Source organism: Acetobacter sp. A11-2, from assembly GCF_040208445.1.
Classification (GTDB): domain Bacteria; phylum Pseudomonadota; class Alphaproteobacteria; order Acetobacterales; family Acetobacteraceae; genus Acetobacter; species Acetobacter oryzoeni.
On sequence record NZ_CP157843.1, the window covers coordinates 1,921,066 to 1,935,108 of the forward strand.

The 14,043-nt window shown below is 53.3% G+C and carries 13 protein-coding genes; 9 read left to right on the forward strand and 4 right to left on the reverse strand.

Features of this window, described 5'->3' with window-relative positions:
• Positions 1-35: 35 nt before the first annotated feature.
• Both ABNV41_RS09365 and ABNV41_RS09370 read right to left on the reverse strand, forming a co-directional pair.
• Positions 36-1,436 (reverse strand): sugar porter family MFS transporter, encoded by a 1,401-nt coding sequence (locus ABNV41_RS09365; protein ID WP_087651540.1) that lies wholly within the window; start codon positions 1,434-1,436, stop codon positions 36-38.
• A gap of 79 nt (positions 1,437-1,515) precedes the next feature.
• Positions 1,516-2,859, reverse strand: a complete 1,344-nt coding sequence (locus tag ABNV41_RS09370) for a lytic transglycosylase domain-containing protein (protein ID WP_196332622.1) — start codon at positions 2,857-2,859, stop codon at positions 1,516-1,518.
• Between the two features lie 179 nt (positions 2,860-3,038).
• On the opposite strand from ABNV41_RS09370, the gene ABNV41_RS09375 reads away from it, so the two are divergent.
• Positions 3,039-4,631 (forward strand): L-lactate permease, encoded by a 1,593-nt coding sequence (locus ABNV41_RS09375; RefSeq protein ID WP_349934624.1) that lies wholly within the window; start codon positions 3,039-3,041, stop codon positions 4,629-4,631.
• Between the two features lie 146 nt (positions 4,632-4,777).
• Positions 4,778-5,532, forward strand: a protein-coding gene (locus ABNV41_RS09380; RefSeq protein WP_087651418.1) for an IS5 family transposase whose coding sequence is annotated in 2 segments (ribosomal slippage) — positions 4,778-5,117 and positions 5,117-5,532 — 756 coding nt in all. Because the reading frame shifts where the segments join, the coding sequence is not laid out codon by codon here.
• 52 nt (positions 5,533-5,584) lie between these two features.
• On the opposite strand, the gene ABNV41_RS09385 is transcribed toward ABNV41_RS09380, so the two are convergent.
• Complete coding sequence (locus ABNV41_RS09385; protein WP_003623595.1) at positions 5,585-5,887, reverse strand: putative quinol monooxygenase; 303 nt, start codon at positions 5,885-5,887, stop codon at positions 5,585-5,587.
• A 149-nt stretch (positions 5,888-6,036) separates the two neighbouring features.
• Between ABNV41_RS09385 and rfaD the strand changes: the two genes are divergently transcribed.
• Genes rfaD through ABNV41_RS09410 form a run of 5 tightly spaced genes read left to right on the forward strand, consistent with a single transcriptional unit; the run spans position 6,037 to position 10,689 of the window.
• On the forward strand, positions 6,037-7,017 hold the full coding sequence (rfaD, locus tag ABNV41_RS09390; RefSeq protein ID WP_050818543.1) for an ADP-glyceromanno-heptose 6-epimerase: 981 nt from the start codon (positions 6,037-6,039) through the stop codon (positions 7,015-7,017).
• A 24-nt stretch (positions 7,018-7,041) separates the two neighbouring features.
• The gene (lgt, locus tag ABNV41_RS09395) at positions 7,042-7,884 is read left to right on the forward strand and encodes a prolipoprotein diacylglyceryl transferase (RefSeq protein ID WP_050818544.1); all 843 of its coding nucleotides are present in this window, start codon (positions 7,042-7,044) and stop codon (positions 7,882-7,884) included.
• Between the two features lie 8 nt (positions 7,885-7,892).
• Entirely contained in the window at positions 7,893-8,921 is a 1,029-nt protein-coding gene (locus ABNV41_RS09400; RefSeq protein ID WP_050818545.1) for a class I SAM-dependent methyltransferase, read from the forward strand.
• Positions 8,918-9,703: a peptidoglycan editing factor PgeF gene (gene pgeF, locus ABNV41_RS09405; protein ID WP_050818546.1), complete on the forward strand. Its 786-nt coding sequence runs from the start codon at positions 8,918-8,920 to the stop codon at positions 9,701-9,703. Before ABNV41_RS09400 ends, pgeF begins: the two co-directional genes overlap by 4 nt.
• Positions 9,700-10,689 carry a hypothetical protein gene (locus ABNV41_RS09410; protein ID WP_050818547.1) on the forward strand — a complete coding sequence of 330 codons (990 nt, stop codon included), beginning with the start codon at positions 9,700-9,702 and terminating at the stop codon, positions 10,687-10,689. The genes pgeF and ABNV41_RS09410 overlap by 4 nt, the downstream gene beginning before the upstream one ends.
• 81 nt (positions 10,690-10,770) lie before the next feature.
• On the opposite strand, the gene ABNV41_RS09415 is transcribed toward ABNV41_RS09410, so the two are convergent.
• Positions 10,771-12,135: a transglycosylase SLT domain-containing protein gene (locus ABNV41_RS09415; RefSeq protein ID WP_050818548.1), complete on the reverse strand. Its 1,365-nt coding sequence runs from the start codon at positions 12,133-12,135 to the stop codon at positions 10,771-10,773.
• Between the two features lie 189 nt (positions 12,136-12,324).
• Here ABNV41_RS09415 and ABNV41_RS09420 point away from each other — a divergent pair, with 189 nt between their 5' ends.
• Positions 12,325-13,188, forward strand: a complete 864-nt coding sequence (locus ABNV41_RS09420; RefSeq protein WP_050818550.1) for an ABC transporter permease — start codon at positions 12,325-12,327, stop codon at positions 13,186-13,188.
• Positions 13,185-14,042 (forward strand): ABC transporter ATP-binding protein, encoded by an 858-nt coding sequence (locus ABNV41_RS09425; protein WP_050818551.1) that lies wholly within the window; start codon positions 13,185-13,187, stop codon positions 14,040-14,042. Before ABNV41_RS09420 ends, ABNV41_RS09425 begins: the two co-directional genes overlap by 4 nt.
• Position 14,043: the final 1 nt, after the last annotated feature.

A 14,043-nucleotide genomic window follows, 5' to 3' on the forward strand; every position in this document is an offset into this window, starting at 1 on the left:
GACGCATTTTGTCTGCGCCCATTCTTATGGTTTGCTCAAGAAATTCCGATATCCCGTAATTTTTTGCCAGACATCAGATTCCGCTCAATCTGCTCCAAGCTGATGCCCTTGGTTTCTGGTACAAACAAATATGTCAGCCCTAAAAAGCAGGCATTCAATGCGGCAATCATTCCAAAAGTGGCAGAACCACCCAACCATGCCAGCACGCTTAAAAAAGAAGCACCAACAATCATGTTGGCAATCCAGTTTGTCAGGGTGGAAAGCATAATGCCCAGATCCCTGCCCTGCATTGGCTGAATTTCCGAACACAGCACCCACACAATCGGCCCGGCGGACATGGCATGAGCCACAATAAAAACCATGACCATAAACACACATGCCATACGGGATGCCTGATCCACCATGCTGCCGTGGAGCAGTAAGGAGAGGCTCGCCATGCTCAGCACCATAATGGCAAAGCCACAATACAGCACTGGCCTACGCCCCCACTTATCAACCAGGCTGATGGCCAGAAATGTTGCCATCACATTTACCAGCCCGATCATGGCGGTGCACCACATCTGTGCAGTCCCGACAAAGCCTGCAAGCTGAAAAATACGTGGGGCATAATACATCACCACATTAATGCCCGCGAATTGCTGCATAACTTGCAACAGCATGCCCAAACCAACCGAACGGCGAAAATTGCCGTTTGCACGCAATAAGCTCCAGCCATTCTGGCGTGCCTGTAACTGGTTATGAATGGCCTTTATTTCGGCCCGTGCTTCCTGCGGGGTTGCGCGCAGGCTTGTCAGCACTTCCAGCGCTTCTGCCCTCCGGCCACGCATCATAAGCCAGCGCGGGCTATAGGGTAGAAACAAAACCCCAATAACGTAAACAATGCCGGGAATGGCAATAATACCAAACATCCACCGCCACTGCCCGTGGTAGCTAAAAAACGTATCGCTTAAAAACGCCAGAAAAATACCTATCGTAATCATAAGCTGATAGGTGGAAATCATGGCGCCACGGCTGGATTGGTCTGATACCTCGGAAAGATAAAGGGGAGCGGCAAAAGCTGCCACGCCAATGGCCAACCCCATCAGCACGCGCCCAGCTATAAGCACAGGCACAGACCATGCCAGAGCACACAGTAAGGAGCCGGCAATAAAAACGCCGCCCCCAAAAACCAAAGACCATTTGCGCCCGGTATGCCGGGTAATCCACCCTGCACCTACAGCCCCTACGGCAGCGCCCGCCATCATGGCGCTGACAATCCATTCCTGCGCTAGAGTAGATGCGTTGAAATCCCGCGCCAGAAAATCTAGCGCCCCGGAAATAACGCCAATATCCAACCCGGACATCAGGCCTGCCGTTGCAGCCAGAACACCAACAACCACAACCTTTATGGGAACAGTACTATCTGCTCCCTTCTCAGGCATTGCTGCGTTTTCCATTTATTGTTCCACTTTGTTTTTCTGGAAGACGCAGAGGCTTTACAGGTAATTGGCTCAAAAGGGAAAAGACTTTCTCCTCTTACCCTCCACGCACCTGAATACAGGGGAGCGCACGTGCCCGCAGTACCTGACAAACATCAGCCGGACCGGTATTCTGAGCCGTAATAAACTGCGCCCGATAATAAGACCGCCCTGCTACAGAAGCCTGTGTAACAGTAGGACGTACAGATAAGGCATGCGCTGTTAGCAAACGGTTTACAGATTCCAGCGTGTGCTGTGCCTCGGCATAAGATGCAAAGGCCCCTACCTGCACCGCTCCAGATGATCTTGCTGACAAAGATGATGAAGGCAGCGTGAGAACATGCGCCGGGCTGGAACGCGCATATCCTCTTTGTTCTGAAGGTATATTATATGCCGCAGCTTGCACCGGGGTACTACCAGCCCCAGCAGGCACCACAGCAAGCGGCGTAGCTGTTACCGCCTGATCTGAAACACCAGCCGGTTGCGCCTGTGCAACTTCTACAGGCGCAGCTTCTTCAACCGGTTGCGGGTCTGGATGAGGCGTATCTCTATCCATCAAGCAAGGGGTTGAGGGATCATATGCTGCATCCGGGTCACGCAAACAGCCATCGGCCGTGCGCGAAAGATCTGCCCGTGCATATTCTGCCACAGGAGCAGCCACTATGGATGAACCAGCACTGGCTACCATTACAGGGGAAGGTGCTGGGGCAAAACTGCCAGCTGGTGCGGTTGCTGTACCTAGATGGGGCGTAATGGATGCAACGTAATTCACCGTTTCATCCGGCAAAGGCCGCCCAGATGTTAAATAGTCATCTACGCGTTGTGGGCCAGCATTATAAGCTGCCAAAAATCCGGGCGTACCATAATGATCATACATCTGGCGGATATACCCTGCCCCCGCCATGATATTATCATGTGGGTTATACGGATCTCCCCCCAGATTGAACTGGCTTTGCATATCCGCATAGGTAGCGGGCATAAGCTGCATCAGCCCCATTGCACCGGCGGATGACGTTGTAAGCTGACCATCCAGATACTGATGCCCACCCGATTCCTGCTGCATCACGGCACGTATCCAGCTTTCCGGTATGGAAAAACGCTGCGCTGCTTCCCTGATATATGGTCCCCATGGATCCTCTGCCGGGCCTACAGGCCTATAGGCCGCCGGGTTGGCTTCTGACCTTTCATATGCAGCCTGATAATACGCTTGAGAGGATGCATATCCACCGGGTCTGACAGCAGGCGTGGCGCACCCCGCCAACCCCAGCAGTAACGCGGCACATACCGTTTGCCGTTGCTGAATCCGAAAAGACACCTGCCGTCCCCTTCCGCATGAACTTTTGCCAATAAGGCTTGTCCCATAAACTTGCGACAAAAAGCACGGATTACGGGGCTTCTCCACATCCATTACCAATATGTCATTTTCATGAAAGATGGCTGTTTAGCTGCCTTTCTAAAAGTTCCCTCATCACAACATATTGTTATAACGACATTTTTTCTTGCATCGCGCCGCAACCGTTCCCTTAAGATTGTTTTATCCCCCACGTAAGAAGGGGAATTAACGCCTATTCAGGAACTGCCATGTTCATACAGCCACTTGTTCCAGCAGGGCACAACCTTGTGCTGTCATTTCTGCTCGCGGCCTCACCTATTATCGTTACACTCTTTGTTATGGGCATTCTGCGTCGTCCGGCATGGCAGGCCACTCTGGGCGGCTTGATTGTAGGGCTGCTGGTAGCCACCACAATTTGGGGGCTGCCTGCCAAATTGGCTGTTGCCAGCATCAGCAATGGTGTTGTGTTTTCTCTTCTGCCAGTTATGTGGATCGCGCTTTCTGCACTCTTTCTGTTCAATGTGGCTGTGCAGAATGGGCGATTTGATGCTTTCCGAGACTGGATTATCCAGCACGTCCCCAATGACAGGCGCATCATGCTTGTTGTTCTGGGCTTCTGCTTTAGCGCTGCCCTAGAAGGTGTGGCCGGATTTGGCACCCCCGTAGCTATTACCAGTGCTTTGCTGATCATGCTGGGTTTTCCGGCATTGGATGCCCTGACCTATGTGCTGATCTTTAACTCCGCACCCGTAGCATTTGGTGGCTTGGGTATTCCCGTTACCGTTCTGGGCTCCATTACAGGGCTACCGGCAGATGTGCTGGGGGCAACCATTGGGCGGCAGCTTACCCCGTTTGCGCTGCTTATTCCCTTTTACGTTATGGCACTTTACGGCGGGTGGCGTTCCGTCCGGCAGACATGGCCCGTACTACTGGTTGCTGGTGGCAGCTTTGCCTTAACGCTGCTGATTATTTCTGGCGCCGGGCTTTACAGCCTGAGCAACGTGCTTTCTTCCAGCGTGGCACTTGTGGCTACCATTGGCTTCCTACGCTTTTGGAAACCGATATCCGACCCACAATACGCTATTGATCTTAGCCATCTGCACAACCAGCACACAGGCACTGCCCCCGTTCCGCGTTGGCAAGGGTGGATTCCGTGGATTACGGTTATTGCTGTGGTTATTGCGTGGGATGCGCTGCATATCGCCAAAATTGGCGCACTGCCCATTCATTGGCCGGGGCTGGATAATGCGGTGTTTATCTCTCTGTATAAAACGCCCTATGCCGCTGTGTGGAAGTTTGAACCCTTGGGCACAGGTACGGCTATTCTGGTTGCCACCATTCTAACAGCCCTGTTCACCCGTACAACATTACAGCAGTTTGGCGCGGCCGCCCGCACTACGCTCAAACAGGGCTGGTTGGCCGTTGTGACTGTTGCACTCACAATCGGGCTGGCGTTTTTGATGAACTATTCCGGCATGACCTATACTTTGGGATATGCCGTTTCTTCTGCGGGCATGGTCTTCCCACTGGTTTCTGTTTTCCTTGGCTGGATTGCCGTGTTCCTGACTGGGAGCGATACCTCCGGCAACGCCCTTTTTGGCAACCTGCAGGTGGCCGCAGCGCATCAGCTTTCACTGGACCCGGTGCTGTTTGCTTCAGCAAACTCATCAGGTGGCGTGATAGGTAAGATGATCTCTCCTCAGAACATCACCACCGGCGTATCTGTAACATCCCTCAAAGGGCAGGAAGGTACAGTGCTGGCGCGCACCTTTAAGCACAGTCTGTTTTTAACATTCTGTATCGGGTTGGTGGTTGTTTTTCAGCAGTTTGTGCTGCGATAGCCAGTTCACTGCCATCCGATTACACAAAACAAAAAACGGCCCCACCTACGGCGTGTCGTCAGTTAAGCCCTGAGAGTGGCACGTGAGGGTTGTACTTTGTGTCTGCGTGTGCTGACTGTTTTCCCATTTTTTGGGGAGACAGACAGATGCGGCGCTATAGTTTACGCGATGACCAGTGGGAGCGGATAAAGGATCTTCTTCCTGGTCGAGAAGGCTATGTCGGCGGCACTGCGGTGAACAACCGTCTGTTCGTGGAGGCGGTGCTGTATCGCTATCGCGCGGGTATTCCATGGCGCGACCTTCCTGCCCGTTTCGGTGACTGGAAAAACGTGCACCGGCGTCTGCGCCGCTGGTGTGAAAGCGGCGTCATCGAACGGATATTTCGTTATCTGGCCGCTGATTACGACAACGAATACATGATGATCGACAGCACAATTGTCCGAGCGCATCAGCATAGTGCCGGAGCTCTCAAAAAAGGGGCACGGATCAGGCCATCGGACGATCACGAGGCGGGCTAACTACAAAGATCCATGCCATCTGCGACGCTCTGGGCAATCCAGTGGAACTCGGCATCACACCGGGACAGGATGCCGATATCACCCAGGCAGAACCACTTCTGGAAAACATCGAACCGGATGCTTTCCTTGCTGACAAGGCGTATGACGCGGACAGGTTGATCGATCGGCTGATACAGCGCGGGATTACCCCGGTCATCCCGCCAAAACGCAACAGAACGACACGACGGAAAACCGATTTTTCTCTCTATCGCGAACGGAACCTTGTTGAGAGGTTCTTCAATAAACTCAAGCAGTTTCGCGCTATCGCAACCCGCTACGATAAACTGAAATCGACCTTCCTCGCAGCCGTGCAGTTCGCCTCAATCATCATCCTGCTTAACTGACGACACGCCGTAATATGGGGCCGTTTTTTTATGCAGATTTCACTACGTGCACTCAGGCGCCAGGTAGAGGCTGCAAGATATGAAGCTGAATGGGGGCTTCCAACAGCGTGTTCAGTTCTGCTGCAAGTGTTTTAAAATGCGGCGTTTCCATATGATCCTGCAATGCCTTGCGGCTTGCCCAACGCTCTACAAAAACAAATGTCTGCGGATCATCCAGATCACGGTTGGGCACATACTGGCTGTTGGTGCTTTCTGCACGAGATGGCTTGATGCACGCCACCATAGCCTGTGCCACTTTTTCCTCTGCGCCCGGCTTTGCCTTCAAAAGAGCAACAACTGTAATTTCTTCGCTCATGCTATGTGCCTCTTTCCTGTTAAATTGCGATCACGCAGGAATACTAGGCAATATGTTTCGCCCTGACTATGGGATGAAACCCCACTTCTGGGCACATCAGGCATTTGACAGCTTGGAGTGCACGATGCCGCCCTTTATACTCCCCCGCCATGATAGTAATTACAGGGGGAGCCGGTTTTATCGGCTCATGCCTACAGGCTGCATTGGCTGCCAGAGGGCTGGAAACAATAATTGTTGATTGGCTTGGGCAGGAAGGCAAATGGCGCAATGTGTCTCAGCATGCGCCCACGCGCCTGATTGCGCCAGAAAATCTGGAAGCCTTTTTGGCCACAACCCCAAAAATAGACACCATTTTCCATATGGGCGCTATCAGCGAGACCACCGCAACAGATGGTGATCTGGTATGGCGCACCAATGTGGAGCTCTCACAAACATTATGGGACTGGTGCACACGCAACCGCGCACGGTTTATTTATGCGTCTTCTGCCGCCACATATGGCGCGGCTGACAGACCAGAACTCTTCAATGATGATCCGGGCAATCTTTCACAATTGCGGCCGCTTAATTTGTACGGCTGGTCCAAACACGTGTTTGATCAGCACGTTACCACCACGCTTGATCAGCACACACCTCGCCCACCGCAATGGGCCGGGTTAAAATTCTTTAACGTTTACGGGCCAAACGAATACCACAAAGGCAAGATGATCTCTGTGGTTAAAGTAAAATATGATGAGGTGAAATCCGGCCAGCCAGCACGTCTGTTCCGGTCTGACAGGCCAGATATTGCAGATGGCATGCAGGCTCGTGACTTTATATGGGTAGGTGATGTCGTAAACGTTATGCTCTGGCTGTATGATAACCCGGAGGTATCAGACCTGTTTAATTGCGGCACAGGCACTGCACGCACCTATCTGGATATGGTCCATGCCGTGTGTGATGCCATTGGCTGTGAACGCCGGGTAGAATTTATTGATATGCCCCAAAGCTTGCATGGGCAGTATCAATCCTACACACAGGCAGATCTTTCCCGCCTGCGGGCTGCTGGCTACACTGCCCAGTTCACACCGCTGGAAGAGGGCGTTAAACGCTACGTGCAAGATTATCTTGCCACTGATAATCCCTATCTCTGACCCAGCCATACCGGATCACCCATCATGCTTCCTGTTCTGATGTTTCCTCAGTTTAACCCGGTGCTGGTGCATGTCGGGCCATTTGCCATACGGTGGTATGCACTTTCCTACATCATCGGCATTGTGCTGGGCATTACGCTGCTGCGGCGGTTGGTGAATCTTCCTCCGCGTGCTGGCACGCCAGAACTGGCAGATGACTTTCTGGCTTGGGTAACCCTTGGCATTCTAATGGGCGGCCGGCTGGGATACGTGCTGTTTTACCAGCCCGGCTATTACATCACGCACCCTCTGGCCATGCTGGAAGTATGGCACGGGGGCATGTCCTTCCACGGTGGCGCGCTTGGCGTCATTATTGCCATGATGCTGTTTACATGGCGGCACAAGCTCAACTTTCTGGCTTTTGCAGACCGTGTAACCATTGCCGTGCCAATCGGTTTGGGGCTGGGCCGCGTGGCCAACTTTATCAATGGTGAGCTTTGGGGGCGTGAAGCTCCGGCCTCCCTGCCATGGGCGATGATCTTCCCAGATGGAGGGCCCATCCCACGCCATCCCTCTCAGATTTACGAAGCGCTTACAGAAGGGCTGCTGCTTTTTTTGGTTATGTTTGCGGCCTCTCGCAAACTCTCTATCCGTCAACATCCCGGTTTTCTTGCCGGCCTGTTTTTAGCCGGATATGCCTGTGCCCGAAGCTTTTGTGAATTTTTCCGTGAACCGGATTCATTCCTTGGTTTTCTGCCCGGTGGCATCACCATGGGGCAATTGTTGTGCTGCCCCATGCTGGCCGCCGGTATTGCGCTTATGGTGTATGCTAACCGCCACCCTGTTTACGAGGGTATTCCCCCAGAAGCAGAAGAAGCCAAGCCATAAACGCGCTCATGCCTTCCCCCTTGCCTCCGAAAGCTGAAAGGCTGGATATATTTATGGCGCGCGCCAATGCGCGCTATTATGCAACCAAGCCTTTGCTTTCAGACTTTATTACTGCCCCTGAAATCTCTCAGGTTTTTGGAGAACTTCTTGGGGCCTGGGCTGCCACGGTCTGGCAGAATATGGACAGCCCTGCGCAGGTTATTCTTGCCGAAGCCGGGCCGGGACGCGGCACACTTATGGCAGATGCACTACGCCTGATTACGCGCTGTGCCCCAGATTTTGCGCGTGCCCTTGATGTGCATCTGATAGAAACTTCCCCTCTTATGCGGCAAGCACAAAAGCAGGCTCTAGCCCCTTATGTGCACCCCACATGGCATGATCGGATAGAAGATCTTCCTTCTGGCCCGCTCATTCTATTGGGAAATGAATTTCTGGATGCCCTTCCTATTCGCCAGTTCGTGCAGACCCCTTCAGGCTGGCACGAACGCTACGTTATGGATGAGGCATTTCATCTTGTTCCATGCCATGCGCCAGCACTGCCAGATGGCAGAAATCTGGAACCAGACACTATTGTAGAGTTATGCGAACCCGCGCTGGAGGTTGCACGCTATCTGGGGCAACGTTTTGCAGCACAGCCGAGTGTGGCACTGTTTATTGATTACGGCCACCATTCCACCCTCACGGGTGATTCCCTACAGGCCTTACGCCATGCACGCCCAGCCCATCCGCTAAAAGCCGCCGGAGAGGCCGATCTCACGGCGCATGTTGATTTCACCGCCCTTGCCGCAGCTGCCCAACAAGCAGGTGCCCATGTTTATGGCGCAGAAACGCAAGGTGCTTTTTTGCGCGCATTAGGCCTTATGGAACGCACCGAACAACTGGCCACACGTGCGACCACAGAAGAGGCCGCCATATTGCGCAGTGCCGCGCATCGGCTAGCCGCTCCTGAAAAAATGGGGCATCTGTTCCGTGTTATGGCCTTTGCCTCCCCCGGCCTGCCCTCACCTCCCGGCTTCATGAAAGGAGCGGACGTATGACCACAACGCTCTCACCTCTCACCAGCCCTTTGCTTGGGCATACACGCCACGGATTTTTTACGCGGGAAGGTGGTGTTTCCACCGGCCCCTATGCCAGCCTCAACTGCTCTACAAAATCTGGCGATAGCCCACAGAATCTGGCTGAAAATCGTAGGCGGGTTGCAACCCATCTGGGCGTTCAGGCAGACCACTTGTTAGGCGTTACACAAGTGCATGGCCGTGCCGTGGTCACTGCCACAGCACCTTGGCCGCCCGGCTCTGGCGCACCAGCCGATGCGCTTGTCACCAATCAGCCTGATATCGCCATTGGTGTTATTACCGCAGACTGTGCGCCTGTGCTGTTTGCCAATGCAGAAGGCACCATTGTTGGCGCCGCCCATGCTGGCTGGCGCGGTGCCTTGGCTGGCGTTTTGGAATCTACCTTGGAAGCCATGAAAGCCCTTGGCGCTAACGCTGAAAGTATTAGCGCTGTTGTTGGCCCCTGCATTGCTCAGGAAAGCTACGAAACGGCAGAAGACATGCACACGGCCATTACCTCGGCAGATAAACAGGCCGCACGCTTTTTTGCACCGGGCACACGCCCCGGCCATTATCAGTTTGATCTGGCTGGTTGGTGTGTTTTCAGGTTGCAGCAAGCTGGGGTGCGCAATGCTGCCGCATTAGGCGTTGATACACTCTCTGACGAAAAACGCTTTTTTAGCCATCGCCGCCGCACTTTGGCGGGTGGTGGACAAATTGGACACCAGATTTCAGCGATTGCTACGGGACCTCAGAACGGATGAACCGCCTTTTACGCCATACTGCCCTGCCCCTTTCCTCTTTACTGCTGTTGGCAGGGTGTTTGGATGTGCCGCATCCGTTTTCTAACCCCGGAAAAGGGGCTTCAAAACTTGCGGCCAATGCACCACCATCCCGATTAGATATCCCTACCCCTACGGATTCCTTGCTCCCTAATGCTTCTGCCCAGATATGGGCCAAGGATGTTGCATCGGAACTGCTTCAGCAAACCATTCCGGCCATTGCTCAACCCACACGGCCCGGAGACTGGTGGCTCAAAATGCGGGCAGAATTAAGGGGAGATCAGGTTGTGCCAATTTACACAATCATGACGCCCAAAAACCAAATTCGCGCTACGCAGGAAGGGCAAGCCGTACCGGCCACCCAATGGTCTGCCGGAGATGCATCCTTCTTCACGCTGGTTGCGCAGGATGCTGCGCCACGCATTTCCTCTGTGCTGACGGGTATTCAGGCAGATGATATGGAAAAAGACCCACACAGCCTGAAGCATCGTGCTGCACGGGTTTACTTTACCGGTGTAACCGGTGCACCGGGCGATGGGAATATATCTTTGGCCCGTGCCTTCACCGCCTCTTTCCGAGACAGTGAAGATACAATCCAGAACTCAAAGGAAAATGCAGATTTTACGGTCAGTTCCACCGTTAAACTTACACCTGGCCCTGTAGGCACACTTGGACACCCCCAGCAACATATCGAAATTGTTTGGCGCGTTGTGGACAAGGAAGGCAAGGAAGCCGGAGCAGCAACACAGCTGCATGATATTGATGCCCATTCCCTAGATAATTATTGGGGAGATGTTGCCGTGGCCGCAGCGCAGGAAGCAGCCGCTGCCGTTAAACAGATTATTGGCCGTTATTCTGGGCGAGATAATGCACCATTAGGCGCTGCCAACGCACAACCCCCACAGCCAACACAAGCAAAAGCTACCGGAAGCACAAACAGCATGGCAAATCCAGCCCAGCCAAATTAACCGGCACCTTCTGCATTACCATAAGAAATAATGAATCTCTTTCTCTGCTCGTCCATCAAGATAGGCAGAGAAAGAGAAACCTTATGAGCGCGAACCGGGGGAAATTACCACACAACCGCTAAGCTTGCGGCAGGCATCCAATGCTTCCTCATGCGAAAGATTGGTCAGCCGGGCCCGATACAATTTGCCCGTTTTGGCCTGAACACTTGCAATTTGCGCACGGGCCCCAGAAAGAGCTGCCCGATTACGGGCCTGCCCGGTTGCGCTCTGCGCCATGGACTGCGTGCCAAAAGCCCCCACCTGAATAGCCCATGTTTTTGATTCATCGCCGCGTGTGCGGTGCGTCAATAACGGTGCAGGCTCTGCATGTGCGGCAGGAAACATCTGCATGCGTCGTTGGGAAGATGTATTTCCCAACACAAGGCGCGCAGGCGCCGTAGGTTGTTCTGGCGGGTTTGGAATGGGGTCAGACGCATCTGCCACCTGCACCGGCGTAGTTGAAGCCGTTGTTTCAGAAGATCCCAACCGCTGAGCCCAAGCAGCACGTACATCTGCCGGGCTTTCTGTCAGCCCGTTAATGCGCCCCTTACGGGCAACCGGCTGCCATTCTGGCGTGTAAGAAGTGGTTGCAGAATCTCCATCACTGCCCACAACTTCAGCCAACTGCACGGGCTGTGCACCACTATTTCCGCTCCGCTGTGCCCATGCGGACTTAACGGAGTTCACTTCCCCTACAGACTGAATGGGCTGGTAAGATTGGGCCATGCTATCATGGCTGGCTACCAGCAGATCTGCCTGAGAGCGATTGGTGGGTGAAATACCAACAATTCTGCGCCCAATAGAGGCAACATAGTTACGGGTTTCACGCGGGAGAGTGCGGTTGCGCGTTAGAAAATCTTCTAGCCTTCCGGGCCCTGCATTGTAGGCCGCCAAAAAGCCCGGAGAACCATATACATCATACAACTGGCGAATATAGCCCGTGCCCGCCATGATATTATCATGCGGATCAAACGCATCGTCACCCAGATTATAGGCTTGGCGCATTTCATCATATGTAGGCGGCATCAACTGCATCAGCCCCATAGCGCCCGGCCCGGATGTAACAAGCTGGCCATTATGGAAAAGCCGCCCACCCGATTCCTGCTGAATAACGGCGCGTATCCATTCATCCGGCACATCAAAGCGCTTTGAGGCTTCCTGAATATAAGGGCCCCAAGGATCTTCCGCCGTGCCCGGTGGTGCGTAATAGGAACGTGCATGTGCCCGATACCGTGCGGCTTCTTCTGCCACAGGCATGGTAATATCATCCCCACTGGGCTGATTTGCACAGGCAGAAAGCAAGGCCAGAAGCCCCAGAATAACTGAACCTTTGGCAGCATGGGCCAGCCTTTTGCCTCGCCATGCCACAGAACACCGCTTATGCTGGCTGATCTGTCTGGATGTCATGCTATCTGGTCATCCCATTCATGGAAGGCAAGGCACCGGCTTGTCGGGAGGTTTTCCTGACGATCTGGCATAAAACTCATGCTGGTATTTATACCTCGGATGTTTCTCATGCAAGAAATCGCTGCTGTTGTTCTCTCCCCATTATACTGCCTGTTGCAGAGACCGAATTGATCGGATAGGCCATAAAGCATGACGGCCACATCCGGTTCTTCCGCGCAGTTTTCAGGGTCTGGGTTACCCACACAACCAGGCCGGGCTTCGCGCTCCCGCCTTGTTTCCGCCTGCAATGATATTGCGGGCGGGCTGCGCCTGTGGCGGCTGGCCCTTTCATTGGGCTGGCTAGATATCCGGCTGCAATTCAACGGGTCACGCATCGGCCCCTTCTGGCTCACACTCACTACTGGTGTCATGGTTGGCTCCATGGGGCTGATCTATTCTCAGCTCTTCCATCTGGTTCTGCACGATTACCTGCCATACTTGGCAATTTCGCTTATTCTATGGCAGGCGGGGCTTTCCTCTCTTATTCAGGAAAGTTGCTCTACCTTCACCCGTGCGGCAGAAACTCTGCGCTCGGTTAACATGCCATATTCCGTGCAGGCGTTCCGCACTATGGTGCGGTGTGGGATTATGTTTGGTTACAACATCATCGTGCCTGTAGTGGTATTTTTGATATTGGGCGTGTGGCCCGGTCTTACAATGCTTTTGGCTATACCTGCCATTGCAATATGGCTCGCTAACAACGTAGCACTTTGCCTATTGCTGGGCAGTGCCTGCGCCCGTTTTAGAGATATTCCCCCTATTGTGGGCAGTATTCTCCAGATTATGTTCTACGTCACCCCAGTAATCTGGGAGCCCAAACAGCTTGGGAACACAACTTTCTGGCTATACTTCAACCCATTTTATGCGTTGCTGGAAATTGTACGCCGCCCGTTTTTGGGGCAGGCTCCAGAAGCAACGCTATGGATGATTGCCGGTGGTTTCAGCCTGACTTTATGGATTCTGGCACTCTTTACCTTCTCCCGCTCCCGTAGCAGACTGGCGTTCTGGATATGACAGGTTCTTCTGCGCCCACGAGCACAAAAACCACGACTGAATCTGCCTCCATCAGCATTACAGATCTTTCGCTCAGCTTTCCCATTTTCCATGGGGGCGCACGTTCACTTAAGAAAATGCTGCTCAAACGCGGCAAGTCGCTGCTGGCCAGCGCACGTGGGCTTCAGACAGGCGGCTCCGTTACCCTCGGGCAAGGTGAAACAGGCACTGTTTACGTAGAAGCACTCCGAGATGTTTCGCTCAGTATCAAAGCTGGAGAACGCGTGGGGCTTATCGGGCATAACGGTGCTGGTAAATCTACTTTGTTGCGTGTCATGGCGGGCATTTACATGCCGGAAGCGCCAAACGTGCATATTCATGGCAAAGTAGCCCCGTTGCTGGACCTACTTTCTGGCATGAACCCACAACTTACAGGCCGAGAAAACATAAGCCTGTTTGGCCACCAGAAAGGCTTTAACTCTGCACAGATCACCCAACTTGAAAAAGACGTAGAAGCTTTTGCCCAGTTGGATGACTTTTTGGACTTGCCCGTAAGGCTTTACTCCACAGGCATGACTATTCGCCTGGGTTTTGGGCTTGCCACTTCCATTACTCCAGAGATTCTTCTGATGGATGAATGGTTTATGGCAGGAGACTTCCACTTTCAGGAACGCGCTGAAAAGCGCTTGGCCTCTGTTGTAGATTCCACAGATATTCTGGTCATCACCTCACATGCGCTAGGTGTGCTGGAAAAATGGTGTACCCGGCTGCTCTGGATGGAACATGGCCAGATACGGATGGATGGCCCAGTGGAATCCGTTATGGATGCATATCGCAAAGAATCTGAACAAAACGCCCGGAAAGATCATTCCTGAA

Excerpts from the sequence above, each read along its gene's own strand:
- ABNV41_RS09365 (WP_087651540.1), bottom strand. The coding sequence starts at position 1,436 with ATGGAAAACGCAGCAATGCCTGAGAAGGGAGCAGATAGTACTGTTCCC.
- ABNV41_RS09375 (WP_349934624.1), top strand. The coding sequence starts at position 3,039 with ATGTTCATACAGCCACTTGTTCCAGCAGGGCACAACCTTGTGCTGTCA.
- ABNV41_RS09385 (WP_003623595.1), bottom strand. The coding sequence starts at position 5,887 with ATGAGCGAAGAAATTACAGTTGTTGCTCTTTTGAAGGCAAAGCCGGGC.
- rfaD (WP_050818543.1), top strand. The coding sequence starts at position 6,037 with ATGATAGTAATTACAGGGGGAGCCGGTTTTATCGGCTCATGCCTACAG.
- lgt (WP_050818544.1), top strand. The coding sequence starts at position 7,042 with ATGCTTCCTGTTCTGATGTTTCCTCAGTTTAACCCGGTGCTGGTGCAT.
- ABNV41_RS09400 (WP_050818545.1), top strand. The coding sequence starts at position 7,893 with ATGCCTTCCCCCTTGCCTCCGAAAGCTGAAAGGCTGGATATATTTATG.
- pgeF (WP_050818546.1), top strand. The coding sequence starts at position 8,918 with ATGACCACAACGCTCTCACCTCTCACCAGCCCTTTGCTTGGGCATACA.
- ABNV41_RS09410 (WP_050818547.1), top strand. The coding sequence starts at position 9,700 with ATGAACCGCCTTTTACGCCATACTGCCCTGCCCCTTTCCTCTTTACTG.
- ABNV41_RS09415 (WP_050818548.1), bottom strand. The coding sequence starts at position 12,135 with ATGACATCCAGACAGATCAGCCAGCATAAGCGGTGTTCTGTGGCATGG.
- ABNV41_RS09420 (WP_050818550.1), top strand. The coding sequence starts at position 12,325 with ATGACGGCCACATCCGGTTCTTCCGCGCAGTTTTCAGGGTCTGGGTTA.
- ABNV41_RS09425 (WP_050818551.1), top strand. The coding sequence starts at position 13,185 with ATGACAGGTTCTTCTGCGCCCACGAGCACAAAAACCACGACTGAATCT.